This is a genomic window from Herbaspirillum sp. CAH-3 (assembly GCF_009668275.1).
Classification (GTDB): domain Bacteria; phylum Pseudomonadota; class Gammaproteobacteria; order Burkholderiales; family Burkholderiaceae_D; genus Herbaspirillum; species Herbaspirillum aquaticum.
Genome location: NZ_VSWE01000034.1, coordinates 1 through 18,195, shown reverse-complemented (window position 1 = coordinate 18,195; position 18,195 = coordinate 1). Strand labels below are relative to the sequence as shown.

Sequence of the window (18,195 nt, the reverse complement as noted above, 5' to 3'; positions counted from 1 at the left end):
CCGACGATGCACGACCCCCCTGCCTCCCCGAGCAAGCCCCCCCACGCCGCCGGCCCGCGCCTGCTGGCTGACATCGGCGGCACCAACGCCCGCTTTGCGCTGGAAACTTCACCCGGGCAGATAGAACAGGTGCAGGTCCTGCGCGGTGCCGACTATCCGCAATTCACCGACGCCGTGCAGGCCTACCTGAAGCTGGCCGGCCAGCCCGCTGTGAAACACGCGGTGGTGGCCATCGCCAATCCGGTGCAAGGCGACCAGATCAAGATGACCAACCACGACTGGGCCTTCTCCATCGAGGCGGCGCGCCAGTTGCTGGGCTTCGACTTGCTGCTGGTGGTCAATGACTTCACGGCACTGTCTATGGCGGTGCCGCAATTGCGTGCGGACGAGCTGCAGCAGATCGGCGGGGGCGCGCCCAAGGCAGGCCAGCCGGTCGGTCTGGTCGGTGCCGGCACCGGATTGGGAGTGGGCGGCCTGGTGCGCGGTGGCGGCCACTGGCTGCCGCTGGCCAGCGAAGGCGGCCACGTCGCCTTCGCCCCGGCCAATGCACGTGAAGCAGCGGTGCTGGCCTACGCCTGGCAATTCCATGAACACGTCTCGGCTGAACGCCTGGTCTCGGGGCCCGGTCTCGAATTCATCCATCGTGCACTGCTGGCCATCGATGGTCATCCGGCTGCTGAACTGAAGGCCGCCGAGATCGTGGACGGCGCACTCAAGCACGGCGATGCGGTCTGCCTGGAAACGCTGGACCTGTTCTGCAGCATGCTCGGTACCGTTGCGGCCGACCTGGCGCTGACGCTGGGTGCACTCGGCGGCATCTATATTGGTGGCGGCGTGGTGCCGCACCTGGGCGAATACTTCGCGCGTTCGCCGTTCCGCGCGCGCTTCGAGAACAAGGGCCGCATGTCGGTGCTGACCAAGGCCATTCCGACCTATGTGATCACGGCGCAATATCCGGCCTTCACGGGCGTGTCGGCGATCCTGGCCGACCGGCTGGATCCGCACGAGTAAAAACAGGTAGCGCTGCGAGGTTTTGCAGGAGGCTGATGCGGCAGGTTCGCGTCAGCCTTTTTTCATGGCATCGCGCGAGAAGGCAACAGCCCGACAACAAGAAAAAATCTGGGGAGGTGAAACGAGAGGGAGGACCTGCCGGAACAACAGAAAAAACAGAAAAAGCAGAAGAGAGATAAGAGGCGAGCCTTGTCTGCGGCACTTGCGGGAAATGGCTGTGGCTGCTTCGTTCCCGACCTGACCAGGTTGACCATGCCACAATGCGCAGGGGCCCGCCGGGGTGCATTGTATCCCAGATCACACACTGGCCGCCAGAGAAATCATTGCAGTGCATCAGAAAGTGAAAAGCCGCGCAAATTGCCTAAACAATTTACGCGGCTTTTTGCCAGAAGCTTCACTTCGGCGATGGGCGCTTCAAATCGAGCGCACGCCCTGCCCGCTCAGATACCCAGGTCCTGCCAGATGGCATCGACACGTTTCTTCACATCGTCGCTCATCACGATGGGCGTGCCCCATTCACGGCTGGTTTCACCGGGCCACTTGTTGGTGGCATCGATGCCCATCTTGCTGCCCAGCCCGCTGACGGGCGAGGCGAAGTCCAGGTAATCGATGGGGGTGTTGTCCACCATGACGGTATCGCGCACCGGGTCCACGCGGGTGGTGATGGCCCAGATCACTTCCTTCCAGTCGCGGATGTCGACATCCTCATCGACCACCACGATGAACTTGGTGTACATGAACTGGCGCAGGAAACTCCACACCCCGAACATGACCCGCTTGGCGTGGCCGGCGTAAGATTTCTTCATCTGCACTACCGCCATGCGATAGCTGCATCCTTCCGGCGGCAGGTAGAAATCGGTGATTTCAGCGAACTGCTTCTGCAGCAGCGGGACGAACACTTCATTCAACGCCACCCCCAGCACGGCCGGCTCATCCGGCGGTTTGCCGGTGTAGGTGGAGTGATAGATGGCATCGCGCCGCATGGTGATGCGGTCGATGGTGAAGACCGGGAACCAGTCCTGCTCATTGTAGTAACCAGTGTGATCGCCATACGGACCTTCCAGCGCATGCTCGAAGCCCGAGGCGTGTTTTTCATCCGGATAGATATGCCCTTCCAGCACGATCTCGGCCGAAGCCGGTACGCGCAAATCACTGCCTTTGGCCTTGACCAGCTCGGTGCGGCTGCCGCGCAGCAGGCCTGCGAACTGGTATTCGGAGAGGCTGTCCGGCACCGGCGTGACCGCACCTAATATAGTGGCGGGATCGGCACCCAGGGCCACGGCGATCGGATACGGCTTGCCCGGGTTGGCAATGCAGTGCTCGCGGAAATCCAGCGCGCCGCCGCGATGGGCCAGCCAGCGCATGATGACCTTGTTCGGACCCAGTACCTGCTGGCGATAGATGCCCAGGTTCTGGCGCTTCTTGTTCGGGCCTTTGGTGATGACCAGGCCCCAGGTGATGAGCGGCGCAATATCTCCCGGCCAGCAATGCTGGATCGGCAGGCGCGACAGGTCGACATCGCTGCCTTCCCACACCACATCCTGGCAGGGCGCCGAACCGCGCTCCTTGGGGGCCATGTTCCACAGCGACTTCACCAGCCCGCCCAGATCCAGCACATCCTTGATGCCCTTGGGCGGCTCCGGCTCTTTCAGGCGCGCCAGCAGGTGGCCGATGCGGCGCAGTTCGCTGATGCTGTCGGCCCCCATACCCAAGGCAACACGATGGGGTGTACCGAAAAGATTCGCCAACACCGGGATATTTTTCTTGTCGACCTGCTCAAAAAGGAGCGCCGGACCTTCCGCCCGGAGGGTGCGGTCGGCGATTTCGGTCATCTCCAGATGCGACGACACCGGGTGCGAGACACGCTTGAGCTCACCTTTTTGTTGCAACTGGGAAATAAAATCGCGCAAATCAGTGTATTTCATACTTTTTAACAAATTTCTTTTTGCATCACAGCCGGCTCAAGTAACCCCGGCAAACGCTTGATTCTATTGATTTTTGAAGGAAGGCCACGCGCAATATGATACACAAAAGTTATAAAGAACTATTTTCATAGTATTGACTCGATATAAAGTGGCTTCTACAATGCGCCCACTCTAAACCGAAGAGGTGAGCCGTGGGCTCGTAGAGGCTTGATCGAAAACAGTCGAGCCTAGCAAGGTATCCAGGGATCCGGGGTCCCAGCAACTCAAGAAGTGTGTCCAGGGCGTCAGCCCTACCCCCCGAAACATGCCATCCGACGGCAGGGCCAGCAGGCCTCGCGGATGGCCTTGCCGTAACGCCTTGCGACGGTAACGTAATAGATTGCAGCAGCGACAGTTCAGCCGTTTGGTCTTCACTTCTTGGCCAGGCGCGCCCTGTTTTTGCCGCAATAATGCAGGAGGTTCAATGTCCAACCAAGCTACCGAGGCGCCTTTAGCGGGCGCCCCGCAGATGGTTCGCCGCGTGAATTTCCGGAATCTCTCCGGGAACCCACGCATTGCTCAATTTTTCGGCATCGCCCATCGTCTGCTGACGATCCTGGGTATCGCCGCGCTGTTCGTACTGGGCCTGATGTTCTTCAACCCCGACCTGGCCGACAAGCTCATCAGCATGTCGCCCTTCTCGGATGCCACTGAAGAGGTCGCAGAAGCCGATGCACCGACCACCCCGCCACTGGCCGAGCTGATGGGCCCGACCGCGCCGGTGGCCACCGTCAGTGCCCTGGCGGGCGCTGCTGCGGCGGGCTCGATGCAGCAAGCCACGGCACCGGCAGCGGTTCCGACCCAAGCCTTGTCGCCGGAGGAACGCCAGCTGCTCGGCAATCCGCGCCAGCAGAAGCTGGTGACCAACTGGCTGGCCAAGCGCTATCGCGTGGCCAGCGACGCGGCTGACATGCTGGTGTCGGCCGCCTACCTGACGGCACGCGACATCAAGCTCGATCCGCTGTTGATCCTGTCGGTGATCGCCATCGAATCGCGTTTCAATCCCTTCGCCGAAAGCCCGATGGGCGCGCAGGGACTGATGCAGGTGATGGCCAAGGTGCACCACGACAAATTCCAGGAACTTGGCGGCATCAAGGCAGCCTTGAATCCGGTGGCCAACATCCGTGTCGGTTCGCAGATCCTGAAGGAATATGTCACCCGTGGCGGTTCGGTGGAAGCCGGCCTGAAGAGCTACGTGGGCGCAGCTGATATGGCCAATGATGGCGGCTACGGCATCAAGGTGCTGTCCGAATACCAGAACCTGAAGCAAGTGGCGATGGGCAAGAACATCTCCATCTACACCACGGCCACCGTCAAGCTGCCCGTCTCGGCCAGCGCCGAACAGCCCAAGGCCCCGGCCAACAACGTCGCCTCGGCCGCCAAGCCCAAGACGGAAGAACAACTCGCTGCCCTGTAACAAGGTTTGTGCAGACTGGCGTGTTGCGATGTGAATATTACCGGTATTCAGAACGCATGAAAAAAGGAGCCCTCGGGCTCCTTTTTTTACGTCTCCTGGTTTCCAGCCTCAAGCGGCCTTGCGGCGACTTTCGAAGAACACCCGCAGCCGCGCCACCGCTTCCTGCAGCTTTTCCATCGACGTCGCATAGGACAGGCGGATGTAGCGGCGCGCCGTGAAGGGGCCGAAATCCAGCCCCGGTACCAGCACCACGCCAGCTTCGTAGAGCATGTCCAGGCTGAGCTGGTCGGCATCGTCGGACAGCGCGCTGCAATCGGCGTAAACATAGAAGGCACCGTCGGGGACCACCGGCACCGTGAAGCCCAAGCTTTCCAGCGCCGGCACGATGTAGTCGCGGCGGCGCTTGAACTCGGCCTTGCGTTCTTCGTAAATGGCCAGGGTTTCAGGCGTGAAACAGGCCACAGCGGCATGCTGGGCAATCGAGGACGCACAGATCAACAGGTTCTGCGCCAGTTTCTCGACCTGCGGCACCAGGGCCGGCGGCAGCACCAGCCAACCGAGGCGCCAGCCGGTCATGTTGAAATACTTGGAGAAGCTGTTGATGACCACCACGTCCTCGCCCAGCGACAGCGCCGAGAACGGCGCCCCATCATAGGACAAGCCCTGGTAGATCTCATCGACGATGGTAAAGCCGCCGCGCTGGCGCACTTCGCCCAGGATCGCGCGCAATTCCTCAGGCACGATGGACGTGCCGGTAGGGTTGGAAGGCGAGGCCAGCAGCACGCCGCGCGTCTTGTCTCCCCAGTGCTCGCGCACCATCTGGGCCGACAGCTGGAAACGATGTTCCGGACCGCTGGCGATGAGCTTGGCGCGTCCCTCGAAAGCCGCCACGAAATGGCGGTTGCAGGGATAGCTGGGGTCGGGCATCAAGACTTCGGTGTCACGCTCGACCAGCGCCGCACAGGCCAGCAGCAGCGCTGCCGAAGCGCCGGCGGTGATGACGATGCGTTCCGGCGCGATCTCCAGTCCGTAGACGCTGCGATAGTGATCCGAAATGGCCGTGCGCAAGGCCGGCAGGCCGGTAGCCGAGGTGTACTGCATCTTGCCTTCGGCCATGGCGCGGGTGGCGGCCTCGACCACGGCCGGCGGCGCGGTGAAATCAGGCTCGCCGATGCCCATGTGGATCAGGTCGCGTCCCTGCTGGGCCAGGACCTCGGCCTTTTTGGACAATTCCATCACGTGGAAGGGAGCGATGTGCTGCAAACGTGAAGCAAGCTGATTCAGGTTCATGCGCTAATTCCAGACAACTGGGAAAGGGAAACAACGGGGACAAAAAAGACAAGACGGCGTCCGAACCAACGGCGCCGTCCAAAAACGAGCAGAGCGTCAGGCCGGCAGCGATCAGCGGCGGCCGGCAGCTTCTACTTCGGTAGCGCGCGCCTGGGCGGCGAAACGGTCGAGCACGCCGTTGACGTACTTGTGGCCGTCGATGCCGCCGAAGGATTTGGTCAGTTCAACGGCTTCGTTGATGACGACCTTGTAGGGGATCTCGATGTGGTTCTGCAGCTCGTAGGCACCGATGAGCAGGGCCGCGTGCTCCACCGGCGAGAGCTCCTTGATGGGACGGTCGATCAGCGGCGCCAGGGCAGCACGCAGCTTGTCGGCGTCACGGATGGCACCGCTGAGCAGGGTATCGAAGTGTTCGGCGTCGGCCTTGTCGAACCCGTGGGCTTCGCGGATGTGGGCTTCGATGGCGCCCGCGTGCTCGTGGTTGAGCAGCCACTGGTACAAGCCCTGCAACGCGAACTCGCGCGCGCGATGACGCGGGGTGCGGTTCTTGTTCGAATTGGCGTGTGGAGTTTTGTTCGACATGATGAATGCGGCCGGAGCCTTGGATAACTGAAACAAAGGAATGCGAGTGCCGGCACCCGCCGGCGGGACGGCAGCGGGATAGGCACCCCGCCGCAGTCCATGAATTATTCTTCTTCGGTGGCCTGGCCGAGTTCTTCCAGCACGATGGACAGGTTGGCCATCTCCACCGCCACGCGGGCCGCGTCAGCGCCCTTTTCGGCCATGCGGACTTCGGCTTGCTCGTCATTCTCGGTGGTCAGCACGGCATTGGCGATGGGCAGGCCAAAGTCCAGGCCGATGCGGGTGATGCCTGCACCGGATTCGTTGGAGACCAGCTCGAAGTGATAGGTCTCGCCACGGATGACGGCGCCCAGGGCGATCAGGGCATCGAACTGCTCGGTCTCGGCCATCTTCTGCAGTGCCAGGGGGATTTCCAGGGCGCCGGGCACGGTCACGTGCAGGATGTCCTCGTCGGCCACGCCCAGGTGCTTCAGTTCAGCCAGGCAGGCCGCCAGCAGGCCGTGGCAGACATCTTCGTTGAAGCGCGCCTGGACGATACCGATGCGCAAGCTTTCGCCACTGAAGTCTGGTTCATAGGTTCCGATGGTCATGGCTGTTCCTTCTTGATAGGTTGACTTGCGTAATTGCTTGTTGCGTAGTGCTTGTGACGAATTGCGTGCGCCTGCTCAGCTGGCTTCGCGTGCCTGGTAACCGGTCACTTCGAGCTGGAAGCCGGTCATCGAGGGCATCTTGCGGGGGCTGGCCAGCAGCTTCATCTTGCACACATTGAGATCCTTGAGGATCTGCGCGCCGATACCGTAGGTGCGCAGGTCCATGCGGTCGGCGCGGGACGGCTTGGCAGCGGCGGGCGTGCCGACCTTGTTGAGGGCGCCAAACTGGTCAAACATCTGCTGCGCCGATTCTTCACAGTTGAGCAGCACGATCACGCCCGACTCGGCCGCCTGCACGGCCTGCATGGCCGCGGCCAGGTTCCAGGAGTGGGTGGTCACGCCGGCTTCGAGCAGGTCCAGGATGGACACCGGCTGGTGCACGCGCACCAGGGTTTCGCGGCCGGGCTGGATGTCGCCGTGCACCAGCGCCAGGTGGGCACCGCCCGAGGGCGTGTCGCGATAGGCGATGGCCTTGAAGCGGCCGTGTGCGGTCTGCATCTCGCGCTCGGCCACGCGTTCGATGATGCTTTCGTTGCGGCTGCGGTAATGGATCAGGTCGGCGATGGTACCGATCTTCAGTTTGTGCTTTTCAGCGAACTCCAGCAGGTCCGGCAGGCGGGCCATGGTGCCGTCTTCCTTCAGGATTTCGCAGATCACCGAGGCCGGGGTGAGTCCTGCCATCGCGGTGAGGTCGCAACCGGCTTCGGTGTGGCCGGCGCGCATGAGCACCCCGCCCTTTTGCGCGCGCAGCGGGAAGATGTGGCCTGGCTGCACCAGGTCCGAGGGCTTGGCGCCCTTGGATGCGGCCACCTGGATGGTGCGCGCACGGTCGGCGGCGGAGATGCCGGTGGTCACGCCTTCGGCGGCTTCGATGGAGACGGTGAAATTGGTGCCGTAGGCCGTGCCGTTGCGGCTGGCCATGAGCGGCAGGTCGAGCTGGTCCACGTGTTCTTCGGTCAGCGTCAGGCAGACCAGGCCGCGCGCATGCGTGACCATGAAATTGATGGCTTCGGGGGTGACGAAGTCGGTGGCCAGCACCAGGTCGCCTTCGTTTTCACGGTCTTCTTCGTCGACCAGGATCACCATGCGTCCGGCACGGAGTTCGGCGACGATTTCTTCGGTTGTAGCAAGTGGCATGTTCGCGCTCTTTTCCCAATTGGAACCCGCTATTTTAAAGGATAGCGGGCCTGCTCCGCTGGCCAATTACGCCAATGAGGCCATTTGCGCCGCTTGTGTGGCCCGGGACCGTTGCAGGGCTTCCAACAGCAGCGCCGGGTCGCCCAGCGCCAGGCGCTTGGAGTCGGACAAGGTCTGGCGGAAGGCGCGTGCGCCGGGCATGCCGGTCAACAGGCCCAGCATGTGGCGGGTGATGCTGTTCAAGCGCAGACCGCGGCCATTGTCGCCGTGCAATTCCAGCTGGCGCTTGATGTAGGGCAACATGGCCTCGATCACCTCGCTGCGGCTGGGCTGGCGGCCACCCTCCAGGTCGCCGTAGTAGCGGGCGTCAAAGTTCGCCATCAGGTAGGGGTTGTGATACGCCTCGCGGCCCAGCATCACGCCGTCTACGTGCTTCAAGTGTTCATCGATCTCGGACAGGGTCTTGATGCCGCCGTTGATGAGGATTTCCAGGCCGGGGAAATCCTGCTTCAGCTGATAGGCGTAGTGGTACTTCAGCGGCGGGATCTCGCGGTTCTCCTTGGGGCTCAGGCCCTTGAGGATGGCATTGCGGGCATGCACGATGAAGGTCTTGCAGCCGGCCTCGGCGATCTGGCCGACGAAATCGCGGACGAAATCATAGGATTGCACGTCATCGATGCCGATGCGGTGCTTCACGGTCACGTCGATGGACACCGCATCCCGCATGGCCTTGACGCAATCGGCCACCAGCGTGGGCTCGCCCATGAGGCAGGCACCGAAGGCGCCCTTCTGGACGCGCTCGGACGGGCAGCCGCAGTTCAGGTTGATCTCATCATAGCCCCATTGCTCGCCCAGCTTGGCGCTGTGCGCCAGGTCAGCCGGCTCGCTGCCGCCCAGTTGCAGGGCCACCGGGTGTTCCTGCTCGTCGAAATCCAGGTGGCGCGGCACATCCCCATGCAGCAGCGCACCGGTGGTGACCATCTCGGTGTAGAGCCAGGTGTGGCGCGTGATCTGGCGATGGAAGACGCGGCAGTGGCGGTCGGTCCAATCCATCATGGGGGCGACCGAAATCGTTCGAGCCGGCAAACTCGGGCTAGTTCCAGCACTGACGCGGCTTTCCGCCGCCTTATTGACCACTTCACACTTCACGATATTTCACGAAAATAAATGGTTTATCATTCGCCATTGGACAAAAATTGGACAAAAAACAGATGGCGACATTCCAGAAAATTGGCAAGCGTTGGCGTGCGAGGATTCGGAGGAAGGGATTTCCCGCGCAGAGCGAGATGTTCGACACAAAGGCGCAGGCACAAGATTGGGCTTCGCGGCAGGAAGCCGACATGCGGGCGCTCAAATTTCAGGACGTCCGTATCATAGCAGACAAGACCCTCAGCGCCGCTATTGACCGCTATGTAGAGGAGCAGACCCAGGTTAAACCGTTGGGCAAAAACAAAAAGGCAGTATTGGCAACTTTGAAACGTTACCTCGGCAAGCTGACCATGCCGGAGCTGACAGGGGACGCACTGATCGATTACGTAAAGGAACGAAAGGGTGCCGGTGCAGGCGGCGTTACGATTGCCATTGACCTGACATATCTAAGCAGCATCCTGAAGGCAGCAAAGAACATCTGGCGCTGGCCGGTCAATCTGGACGCAATCGCCCAAGCGCGAGCCTATATGGATCACATCGGCTTGTCGACCAGGTCAAAAGAGCGCACCAGGCGGCCAACGAAGATAGAGCTGGGGAACATCAGCACTTGGTTTGCGGTTAAGGTCCGGCAAAAGGTACCCATGTCCGATCTTATTGCATTCGCAGTCGACACCGCCATGCGCTTGAGCGAGATCATCAACCTTAGATGGGCCGACCTGAACGAACAGGATCGGACCATCATAATCAGAAATCGAAAGCACCCTCGCACTAAGATTGGGAACGATCAAGAGGTGCCACTTCTAGGCGACGCCTTCGCGATCATCAAGCGGCAACCAAAGATTGACAAGGAAGAACGGATTTTCCCCGTCACGGAGGGGACGGTAAGTAGCCTCTTTCCACGTGCTTGCAAATCACTGGGGATCGAAGATTTAAGGTTTCACGACTTGAGGCATGAGGGAGTATCACGCCTCTTTGAGCAGGGTTACAGCATTGAGCAGGTCGCTCTGGTATCTGGGCACAGGGATTGGAAAATGCTCGCGAGATATACGCAGATCCGAGCCAAAGATTTACATCGTAGCCCACCCTTGGGATGAGGATGACGACAGAGCGAATCTTAATTGCCCTCAGCAACGCCGTCTGCTGATTTGCTCGCAGAATTGACCCTTTCCATTTGACCCACCTTCCATTGCATCCCAAAGGCTGCCACACGGTCGTACGACCCTTCATATCCCAACTCCCTCAAGTCCAGGAACATCTGTTTCAGGGTTCGTCTCTGCTTGCGCAATTTGACCGCCTCGGCGCTGAGCCAGGCTGAAAGTCGAGGCGCGAATTCATCTAGGGCACTGGATGACCGCCTGGATGGGCAGGATGGCTCGATCGCTCCGGATCGGATATAGCGACGAACCGTGTTTCGAGAGATGTCCAGCCGGCGGGAGATTTCCCTGATCGAGATGCGATCGCGGATGTACCAGCTCCGAATAATTCCAAGTAGGGCCACGTCTATCACTCCGTTCTCCCGCTCGCTGTCATGAGCAGGATTGTGGTCTAAACATGGGTCAACTTAGGATGCAAATTTCCGGCGAAGTGGGCCAGTTTTAGATGCAACTCAACATAAGGCGATGACAGTGACACGATTGCCCTGAGCAAGCTCAGTCTCTGTCAATTTTGTGCGAAATGCAGTACATTTGCAGCACATCATTGACGAGACGATGCCATGTCACGCCTAAAGCACGAAACCCTGTCTATCCGTACCTCTGCCGAGATCAAGCAGCTATTGCGTTTGGCGGCTGATCGCGAGCGCCGGTCGGTAGCATCGATGATCGAAATCATGGTGCTGGAGTACGCCCGAGCGCACGACCTGAAGCTGGATCGTCAAGATGAACCGGTGAAGGAAGCGAATTCGACGCCAGTCCGTTCCGGGGCGAGGTAGAGGCGCTGATGCAAGTGCTTCAAACCAAGGCGGAGGAGTGATGGCCGCAATCAGGAGAAGAACATGAGCCAAACCTGGCCGTACCCCGGCGCACGCTGGTGGAAGTTTGATTTCCACACCCACACGCCGGCCTCCAAGGACACGAGCGCCTGGCAGGCTGCCATCGGCACGCCGGATGAGCTGACGCCGCAAAAATGGCTGCTCAAGTACATGGCCGCCGGGATCGACTGCGTGGCCGTCACCGACCACAACACAGGCGAGTGGATCGATTCGCTGAAGGCTGCCTATGCAGAGATGAAGCAAGAGGCCGATGCGGGCTCGCCGCGTGCCGGATTCCGCGAACTGCACCTGTTCCCAGGAGTAGAAATCTCGGTGCAAGGAGGCTTTCATCTTCTTGCGATCTTCGACCCGTCCGCAACCAGCCAGACCATCAGCGATCTGCTGGCGAGGGTGGACTACGAAGGAACGCGTGGTGACAGCGATGGCGTTACCCGCGAGGGGGCCGCCAGGGTGGTCGAGCGTGTGCTGGCCGCAGACGGCCTGGCCATTCCGGCACACGTCGATAGCGACAAGGGGCTGCTGCAGGTCGAGCCCGGTACACGCAAATGCCTGATCGATACCAACACAGTCAGGCAGGTCATGAACGAAGCCGGGATTCTGGCGCTGGAGTGGACGACCTCCATCAGCCCCAAGCCCACGGTGTTGGACGAACTGAAGCCTCGATTTGCCAGCGTGGTGGGCAGCGATTGCCACAGCTTCCAAGGAGCAGCCGTTCCCGGTTCTCGCTACACCTGGATCAAGATGGCCCGGCCTAGCCTGGAAGGCTTGCGTCTTGCGTTGCTGGATGGGCAGGAGGTCTCCGTTAGGCGCAGCGACGAAAGCATTGGTTTTGCGCCATTCAATACGCCCGAGCACTTCATTGAGTCGATTGAGATCCGCGACGCTCGCTACATGGGGCGCGGCAGGCAGCCTGCCAAGCTGCCACTCAATCCGTACTTCAATACCTTGATCGGTGGTCGTGGCACAGGCAAATCGACCATCGTGCATGCCCTGCGTCTTGCCTATCGGCGCGAGAAGGAGCTTTCGGCCACCTCGGAGGCAGGTCAGACTTTTAACCGCTTCGATAAGGTCGCCAAGAGCCGCACTGACGAAGGCGGACTCAGGGCTGACACCATCATCACCGTACAAGTGCAGCGCGACGGCACACCCTACCGCCTGATCTGGCGACAAGATGGACAAGGCCACGCGGTGGAAGAATTGGACCCTGCCACGGGTGGCTTCAAGCCCTCGTCCGGCCAAGCCATCACGACACAACGATTTCCGGTGCGCCTGTTCAGCCAAGGGCAGATTGCGGCGCTGGCTGCCGACAGCCAGCAAGCTCTGCTGAAGGTCATCGACGATGCAGCAAGCACGCAATCGCAACAGACAGCCTTTGACGAAGCCAAGCGTGCGTTCCTGGCCGCGCGGGCGCAACTGCGCGAGCTGAATGGCAAGCTGCAAGGGCGCGAAACGCTGACGCTTGCCCTTCAGGATGTGCAGCGCAAGCTGGCCCGCTTTGAAGGCGCGGACCATGCGCTAGTGCTGAAGAACTACCAGCGCACCAGTCGGCAAAGCCGCGAGCTGGAACGCCAGTTTGAAGCTTCCGCTGAACTGGCGATGCGCATGAAAGCATTTGCCTCCGACCTGTTGGCCGAAGACTTGCCGGATGGCTTGTTCGATGCCGCCGAGGACAGCCCGGCACTGAGCGCTGTCCAGGCGTTGCACGCTGCGGTCACCAAAGCACGGCAGGAAGTTGAGAGTGCGGCAACCGCGATGCAGGAACGCGGGCAAGCCCTGAGGGGAGAACTGGAGGCTTCGCCCTGGTTTGCGCGGATCGGCACGGCCAAGGCGGCTTACGAGCAGCTCAAGGCTGACTTGCAGCAACAAGGCGTCAGCGATCCCAGCGAGTATGGTCGCCTGGTGCAAGAGAAGCAGCGCCTGGAAACCGAGTTGAAGAAGCTGGAAGCCTTGCAGAAGCAGCACATCGAGTTGCGCGAGAAGGCCAAGTCGCTGTTGGAGCAGGTGCAATCAACCCGCCGTGCCATCAGTGCCCAGCGCAGTGTGTTTCTACAGGCGACGCTGCAAGGCAATCCCTTTGTGCGTATCGAACTGATTCCGTACAGCCGGGACGCGCAGGGTATAGAGCGCTCTCTGCGGGATGTGCTCGGGGCGGCTGAAGGCAAGTACGTAGACGACCTATATCAGGAGCAAGAGGGGACATCCCCCAAAGGCCTCGTGGCTGATCTGCTGGGCACGGTTGATCTGGTCGAGCAGCCGGGCGAGTGGGACACAGCGGCCTTCGAGCAGGCACTGCTGACTCAGAAAAAACGCCTGTTGCAAGCTTGCCGTGGCGAGGCTGAGTTTGGAGGCTGGTTCAACAAGTTCTTGAAAGCAGAAGCCGACAAGCGCCCGGAGTTCATCGATCACATCCTGTGCTGGTTCCCCGAAGACGGTATGCAGGTGGAGTACAGCCGCAAGGGAGACGGGCGGGACTTTCAGTCCATCGGCCAGGCTTCCGCCGGCCAACGCGCGGCGGCCATGCTGGCCTTCCTGCTGGCGCACGGCACTGAACCCTTGGTGCTCGACCAGCCAGAAGATGACCTGGATAACCACCTGATCTACGGATTGGTCGTGCAACAAATCCGCAGTAACAAGCTGCGCCGCCAGCTCATCATCGTGACCCACAACCCTAACATCGTGGTCAATGGCGATGCAGAGTTGATCCACGTACTGGACTTCAACCACCAGTGCCATGTGAAGCAAACCGGCTCGTTGCAGGATCAGGCTATGCGCCGCGAAGTCTGCCAAGTGATGGAAGGCGGCGAAGAAGCGTTTGAACGGCGTTACCAACGCCTAGGAAGAGAGGCTTGACATGTTCGACAACATCGCGGACTTGATCGACAAGATTCGCTTGGGAGAGGACTCCTATCTGGAGTTGAAGGAAGTCCGCTTTGCTGGTCAGAGGGTGTCGGCTCCGCATAGAGACTCGCTCGCCGATGAGCTTGCTGCATTCGCCAACAGTCGCGGTGGTGTGTGTGTGCTAGGCGTGGACGACACCCGTGAAGTGCTCGGTATTCCGATTGAGCGTCTCGACCTGGTGGAGGACTTCGTCCGGCAGATTTGCCTGGACAGCATCACCCCGTCGCTCGCACCAGTGATCGAGCGGCTGAATCTACCCAGTAGTTCCGGCGAGCAGTTGCCGGTGCTAAAGATCGATGTCACGGGCAGTCTGTTCGTGCATAGAAGCCCTGGTGGCTATTTGCACCGCGTGGGCAGTGCCAAGCGCGAGATGGCACCGGACTATCTGGCGCGTCTCTTCCAGCAACGCAGCCAGGCGCGCATCATCCGCTTCGACGAGCAGCCGGTGCCTGGCGCCACGCTCGATGACCTTGCAGATGACCTCTGGCAACGTTTTGCCAGTCCTCGCGTGCAAGATACGCGCGAGGTGCTGCTGGACAAACTGGCCATGGCGCGCCCCGATGCCGACAAAGCAATTCGGCCGACCATTGCCGGCGTACTGATGGCCAGTGCCGATCCTCGCCGGTGGTTGCCGAATGCGTTCATTCAAGCCGTGGCTTACCGTGGCACCGAGGTACTGCCGCAGGGTGACTCGGCCTATCAGCTCGATGCCCAGGACATCATTGGGCCACTTGATGCCCAGGTGTTGGCAGCTTGCCACTTTGTTAGAAAGAACATGCAAGTCTATGCAACGAAAGACGAGGGACGACACGATCTGCCCCAGTACGACATGACGGCTGTCTTCGAAGCGCTGGTCAATGCTGTTGCGCACCGGGACTACTCAATACATGGCGCCAAGATTCGACTTCGGATGTTTTCAGATCGGCTGGAGTTGTCTTCGCCAGGCGCCATTCCAAACACAATGACTGTGGATAGCCTTCCCTACCGTCAAGCCGCGCGAAACGAGGCCATCACCAGCCTGCTGGCCAAGTGCCAATTACCGGAGCCCGACAGAGCGATCACCGATCGCAGTGCCATGATGGACAAGCGTGGTGAGGGTGTTCAGATCATCTTGGATCAGAGCGAGCGCTTGTCTGGAAATCGGCCGGTGTACCGCATGGTTGATGACTCAGAGCTCCTGCTGATCATTCCAGCTGCTGCAACGCTGACTGAAGGATAGGAGCTGGAGCAAGCATGGCGATTTGGCTGATTCGTGCAGGCTCGCACGGTGAATACAAACAGAAGTTCGTTCAGGAAGGTCGGGTCTATGTGACCTGGGATGAGCTGAACCTTGACCTAGCCAAGCTGCAGCAGCGAGGCGAGTTGACCTCTGAAATGACCCAGCGCTAAATTGACCCTTTCCATTTGACCCACCTTCCATTGCATCCCAAAGGCTGCCACACGGTCGTACGACCCTTCATATCCCAGCTCCCTCAAGTCCAGGAACATCTGTTTCAGGGTTCGTCTCTGCTTGCGCGATTTGACCGCCTCGGCGCTGAGCCAGGCTGAAAGTCGAGGCGCGAATTCATCTAGGGCACTGGATGATCGCCTGGATGAGTAGGATGGCTCGATCGCTCCGGATCGGATATAGCGACGAACCGTGTTTCGAGAGATGTCCAACCGTGAAAAAAGCGTCCTAAGTGCGTCAAAATGCGTCAGATTTGACGTACGTCTGTTAGGCGGCCGTGCTAGACCGGACATGCCCCGGCGGGCGACGCAAATTTGAGTCAAAACCGACCTATTTAGCGGGCAGGCGCGGGGTGGGGGCAACCGCGCGCGCCGGGCTAAAAAAGACAAAATAATTGCATTTATTACAATTACTCCAAGCTTCCTCCTGCCATCCACGCGCAGCCTCTGAAGGCATAGGAACCATCAGGGCGGCGTTCCCGCGCGTTAGGAAAATTTCTGTTTCCGTCCGTCAGAGCGGGCCTTACCATTATTGGCCAGAGGGCTAATGCAGCGTTAGGCAACTGATCTATGCCGCCTCTTAAGGGCACGCGATGGTTGGGAAGTGCTTGCGCGGATCATCAATTGTCATATGCGGGAATTTCTGTACGGGCATGTGTCGCGCGGTGGCAAGTCGAAGGAGGTAGAGTCTGCGTTGAAGCAAGCGCCGAGTGCGAGTTATCGCCAGGAATTTGAACCATTCAATTTCCCCGATCAGTCGGGAGGTAACCCGCAATGATTGATCCTCTTGTTATTGGGCATCTGCCGCCGATCAGGCAGCTTGGCCTCGAGCGCATCGAACTAAACCTTGTGATCTGTTAGAACGTCGCCATCTGGCCTGGCTCTTCGCCAATAAATGGAAAGAGGGAGTTTGCGAGAAAATCAAAAAGCTGCTTTATCTGAGCGAGGGAATTGACCGAACCCACTCTCCAATTACCTTGTTCAAAATTAAGGACTTGGCATGGCCGCTATTTTCTGGATTCAACTTCAGAAGATTAGGTAGTTCCACAAAATCCAATACCCTTCCTATGGAATCAAACTTGAAGCTTGTCAGTGTTCTTTGAGCCCCGTCCGGTTCAACAAACAGAAACCGATATTGTCCTGCATAACGAATACGTCCCCCTATCCTTGTACGGCCGAAGGAAAATCTAACATTAATCATGCCGAAGTATCCTTTCATTATCAGGTCATATTTTTCGGTGCCAGGTAAAAACACAATTTCCCCAAACGATAAGTCCGAGAACGGGGCACTTAAAATTTGATGGATCTTTAAGGCGGCGGCCTCCACCTCTGATTGAGTGATCCTGGCTTTAACAATTTCTGTATCGGCTAGCATTCCTTCCCATTCATAGAATTAAAGATGAAACATTGACGTCGATGGTAAGACGCAACGAAGATCCTATAAAACTAGGATTATTTGTCAAAGCACGTATACGGGAAAAGACGATTTGTCTCGTCTCTAACAACTGCATAGCACTCGCAGCAAAGCTCTTCCAATCTCTGTCGTTTAAGTACGGTCAAATGTCCTCTGCTGTATTCGATCACACCATCTTTTTGTAGTTTTCCAGCCGCTTCGGTTACGCCTTCCCGTCGTACCCCCAACATATTGGCAATAAGCTCTTGCGTCATGATCAGTTGATTTCCCGAGAGACGGTCCAGTGAAAGCAGTAACCATCGACACAACTGCTGATCAATGGAGTGGTGTCGATTGCAAACGGCAGTCTGGGCCATCTGGGTCAAAAGTGCCTGACTGTAACGCAACATGAGATGAAGAAATTGAATGTTCTGGTGAAATTCTTCCTTGAATCTCCTAGCGGACAGGCGATAGGCCCCGCCGCCGCTTTGTACGACCGCTCTGCTAGGGGTACTTTCTCCTCCCATCAATATGGCGATACCCACAAAGCCGTCATTGCCCACCACAGAAATCTCCGCAGAGGCACCATTTTCCATGACATAAAGCAAGGACACTATCGAGTCAGTGGGAAAGTAGACATGCTGGAGCTTATCCCCCGACTCATACAGAACTGTGGCTAAGGGAAGGGAGACCCACTCCAGTTGGGGCTGGATGCGTTGGAATACATCTGGAGTTAGAGCTGCCAGCAAACGGTTCTTTTGAGGTAATTCCGAGCTGGGCATAGGAAATTCAGTCAGTTTAGGGATCATTGGAGCTCTTATACCCTAGAGCAGTACGAACAGAAGAATTTCTATATGTTCTATATCGAACATTGTGGGGCGTTTAGCAAAACAGGTTGCCAAGACGATAGCTGCAAACGCCGTCGAGTTTGATTGTATGTAGCTAACTCACACCTTGCGAACCGAAATTGCCCTGACAAAAGATTCACATCTATTAATCCCATATGCAATGGCGAGAGCTTCTGTTCTGGAATAATTCTCTTCGAGAACCTGCGAGTAAAGCGTCTCATAATCTTTGATTATCTGCATCCGATTTAATGACCATCCCCTCGCATTTTTAGAGTATCGAAGTTGAAAGAGAAAATTCGAATCACTTCGGGACGTTTCATAAAATGGCATCAGTATCTCCATCTGGCAAGCAGAAGGGAAAAATAGCCCTCTGAGCAGAGATGCTTTTGGGGGTGGGCTCAGAGGGCTTAAGTCCAGTTT

At 58.7% G+C, this 18,195-nt stretch carries 17 protein-coding genes, 1 other RNA gene and 1 pseudogene; 7 read left to right on the top strand and 12 right to left on the bottom strand.

What is annotated here, in order from left to right:
* Positions 1-6 precede the first annotated feature (6 nt).
* Positions 7-1,011 carry a glucokinase gene (locus FYB76_RS26190; protein WP_154135569.1) on the top strand — a complete coding sequence of 335 codons (1,005 nt, stop codon included), beginning with the start codon at positions 7-9 and terminating at the stop codon, positions 1,009-1,011.
* A gap of 178 nt (positions 1,012-1,189) precedes the next feature.
* On the opposite strand, the gene ffs is transcribed toward FYB76_RS26190, so the two are convergent.
* Positions 1,190-1,288: signal recognition particle sRNA small type (gene ffs, locus FYB76_RS26185), an RNA gene on the bottom strand.
* A gap of 163 nt (positions 1,289-1,451) precedes the next feature.
* Entirely contained in the window at positions 1,452-2,936 is a 1,485-nt protein-coding gene (gene ubiD, locus FYB76_RS26180; protein ID WP_154135568.1) for a 4-hydroxy-3-polyprenylbenzoate decarboxylase, read from the bottom strand.
* 463 nt (positions 2,937-3,399) lie between these two features.
* Here ubiD and FYB76_RS26175 point away from each other — a divergent pair, with 463 nt between their 5' ends.
* Entirely contained in the window at positions 3,400-4,392 is a 993-nt protein-coding gene (locus FYB76_RS26175) for a lytic transglycosylase domain-containing protein (RefSeq protein WP_154135567.1), read from the top strand.
* A 108-nt stretch (positions 4,393-4,500) separates the two neighbouring features.
* On the opposite strand, the gene FYB76_RS26170 is transcribed toward FYB76_RS26175, so the two are convergent.
* The 5 genes from FYB76_RS26170 to dusA form a co-directional block, all read right to left on the bottom strand.
* Positions 4,501-5,682, bottom strand: coding sequence for a pyridoxal phosphate-dependent aminotransferase (locus tag FYB76_RS26170; protein ID WP_154135566.1), 1,182 nt, complete (start codon positions 5,680-5,682; stop codon positions 4,501-4,503).
* Between the two features lie 111 nt (positions 5,683-5,793).
* On the bottom strand, positions 5,794-6,264 hold the full coding sequence (nusB, locus tag FYB76_RS26165) for a transcription antitermination factor NusB (protein WP_088757280.1): 471 nt from the start codon (positions 6,262-6,264) through the stop codon (positions 5,794-5,796).
* A gap of 104 nt (positions 6,265-6,368) precedes the next feature.
* The gene (ribH, locus tag FYB76_RS26160) at positions 6,369-6,854 is read right to left on the bottom strand and encodes a 6,7-dimethyl-8-ribityllumazine synthase (protein WP_145604707.1); all 486 of its coding nucleotides are present in this window, start codon (positions 6,852-6,854) and stop codon (positions 6,369-6,371) included.
* A 75-nt stretch (positions 6,855-6,929) separates the two neighbouring features.
* A complete protein-coding gene (gene ribBA, locus FYB76_RS26155) occupies positions 6,930-8,051 on the bottom strand; it encodes a bifunctional 3,4-dihydroxy-2-butanone-4-phosphate synthase/GTP cyclohydrolase II (protein WP_154135565.1) in 1,122 nt (373 codons plus the stop codon).
* A 66-nt stretch (positions 8,052-8,117) separates the two neighbouring features.
* On the bottom strand, positions 8,118-9,137 hold the full coding sequence (gene dusA / locus FYB76_RS26150) for a tRNA dihydrouridine(20/20a) synthase DusA (RefSeq protein ID WP_154135564.1): 1,020 nt from the start codon (positions 9,135-9,137) through the stop codon (positions 8,118-8,120).
* Positions 9,138-9,247: 110 nt separating this feature from the next.
* Between dusA and FYB76_RS26145 the strand changes: the two genes are divergently transcribed.
* On the top strand, positions 9,248-10,294 hold the full coding sequence (locus FYB76_RS26145) for a site-specific integrase (RefSeq protein ID WP_229297110.1): 1,047 nt from the start codon (positions 9,248-9,250) through the stop codon (positions 10,292-10,294).
* A 20-nt stretch (positions 10,295-10,314) separates the two neighbouring features.
* Here the strand turns inward: FYB76_RS26145 and FYB76_RS26140 are convergent, their stop codons facing one another.
* Positions 10,315-10,698, bottom strand: coding sequence for a helix-turn-helix domain-containing protein (locus FYB76_RS26140; RefSeq protein WP_370516429.1), 384 nt, complete (start codon positions 10,696-10,698; stop codon positions 10,315-10,317).
* 216 nt (positions 10,699-10,914) lie between these two features.
* Here FYB76_RS26140 and FYB76_RS26135 point away from each other — a divergent pair, with 216 nt between their 5' ends.
* The 4 genes from FYB76_RS26135 to FYB76_RS26120 all read left to right on the top strand — a co-directional run bounded on the left by FYB76_RS26135 (position 10,915) and on the right by FYB76_RS26120 (position 15,477).
* Positions 10,915-11,130 (top strand): hypothetical protein, encoded by a 216-nt coding sequence (locus FYB76_RS26135; protein ID WP_154135562.1) that lies wholly within the window; start codon positions 10,915-10,917, stop codon positions 11,128-11,130.
* A gap of 63 nt (positions 11,131-11,193) precedes the next feature.
* Positions 11,194-14,040, top strand: a complete 2,847-nt coding sequence (locus FYB76_RS26130) for a TrlF family AAA-like ATPase (RefSeq protein WP_154135561.1) — start codon at positions 11,194-11,196, stop codon at positions 14,038-14,040.
* 1 nt (position 14,041) lies between these two features.
* Positions 14,042-15,307, top strand: coding sequence for an ATP-binding protein (locus FYB76_RS26125; RefSeq protein ID WP_154135560.1), 1,266 nt, complete (start codon positions 14,042-14,044; stop codon positions 15,305-15,307).
* A gap of 14 nt (positions 15,308-15,321) precedes the next feature.
* Positions 15,322-15,477, top strand: a complete 156-nt coding sequence (locus tag FYB76_RS26120) for a hypothetical protein (RefSeq protein ID WP_229297109.1) — start codon at positions 15,322-15,324, stop codon at positions 15,475-15,477.
* Positions 15,478-15,504: 27 nt separating this feature from the next.
* Here FYB76_RS26120 and FYB76_RS27165 read toward each other — a convergent pair.
* The 4 genes and pseudogenes from FYB76_RS27165 to FYB76_RS26950 all read right to left on the bottom strand — a co-directional run.
* Positions 15,505-15,744: pseudogene (locus FYB76_RS27165) on the bottom strand (IS21 family transposase); the annotation flags it as partial.
* 724 nt (positions 15,745-16,468) lie between these two features.
* Positions 16,469-16,909 (bottom strand): hypothetical protein, encoded by a 441-nt coding sequence (locus FYB76_RS26115; protein ID WP_039784351.1) that lies wholly within the window; start codon positions 16,907-16,909, stop codon positions 16,469-16,471.
* A gap of 77 nt (positions 16,910-16,986) precedes the next feature.
* On the bottom strand, positions 16,987-17,709 hold the full coding sequence (locus tag FYB76_RS26110) for a Crp/Fnr family transcriptional regulator (RefSeq protein WP_077237608.1): 723 nt from the start codon (positions 17,707-17,709) through the stop codon (positions 16,987-16,989).
* A gap of 165 nt (positions 17,710-17,874) precedes the next feature.
* On the bottom strand, positions 17,875-18,195 hold a 321-nt coding region (locus FYB76_RS26950), incomplete at its 5' end, for a hypothetical protein (RefSeq protein ID WP_229297108.1).

Bases quoted from the DNA above. Each gene is read 5' to 3' on its own strand.
- FYB76_RS26175 (WP_154135567.1), top strand. From the start codon at position 3,400: ATGTCCAACCAAGCTACCGAGGCGCCTTTAGCGGGCGCCCCGCAGATG.
- FYB76_RS26135 (WP_154135562.1), top strand. From the start codon at position 10,915: ATGTCACGCCTAAAGCACGAAACCCTGTCTATCCGTACCTCTGCCGAG.
- FYB76_RS26130 (WP_154135561.1), top strand. From the start codon at position 11,194: ATGAGCCAAACCTGGCCGTACCCCGGCGCACGCTGGTGGAAGTTTGAT.
- ubiD (WP_154135568.1), bottom strand. From the start codon at position 2,936: ATGAAATACACTGATTTGCGCGATTTTATTTCCCAGTTGCAACAAAAA.
- FYB76_RS26110 (WP_077237608.1), bottom strand. From the start codon at position 17,709: ATGCCCAGCTCGGAATTACCTCAAAAGAACCGTTTGCTGGCAGCTCTA.
- FYB76_RS26170 (WP_154135566.1), bottom strand. From the start codon at position 5,682: ATGAACCTGAATCAGCTTGCTTCACGTTTGCAGCACATCGCTCCCTTC.
- ribH (WP_145604707.1), bottom strand. From the start codon at position 6,854: ATGACCATCGGAACCTATGAACCAGACTTCAGTGGCGAAAGCTTGCGC.
- ribBA (WP_154135565.1), bottom strand. From the start codon at position 8,051: ATGCCACTTGCTACAACCGAAGAAATCGTCGCCGAACTCCGTGCCGGA.
- nusB (WP_088757280.1), bottom strand. From the start codon at position 6,264: ATGTCGAACAAAACTCCACACGCCAATTCGAACAAGAACCGCACCCCG.
- FYB76_RS26120 (WP_229297109.1), top strand. From the start codon at position 15,322: ATGGCGATTTGGCTGATTCGTGCAGGCTCGCACGGTGAATACAAACAG.
- FYB76_RS26125 (WP_154135560.1), top strand. From the start codon at position 14,042: ATGTTCGACAACATCGCGGACTTGATCGACAAGATTCGCTTGGGAGAG.
- FYB76_RS26115 (WP_039784351.1), bottom strand. From the start codon at position 16,909: ATGCTAGCCGATACAGAAATTGTTAAAGCCAGGATCACTCAATCAGAG.
- FYB76_RS26190 (WP_154135569.1), top strand. From the start codon at position 7: ATGCACGACCCCCCTGCCTCCCCGAGCAAGCCCCCCCACGCCGCCGGC.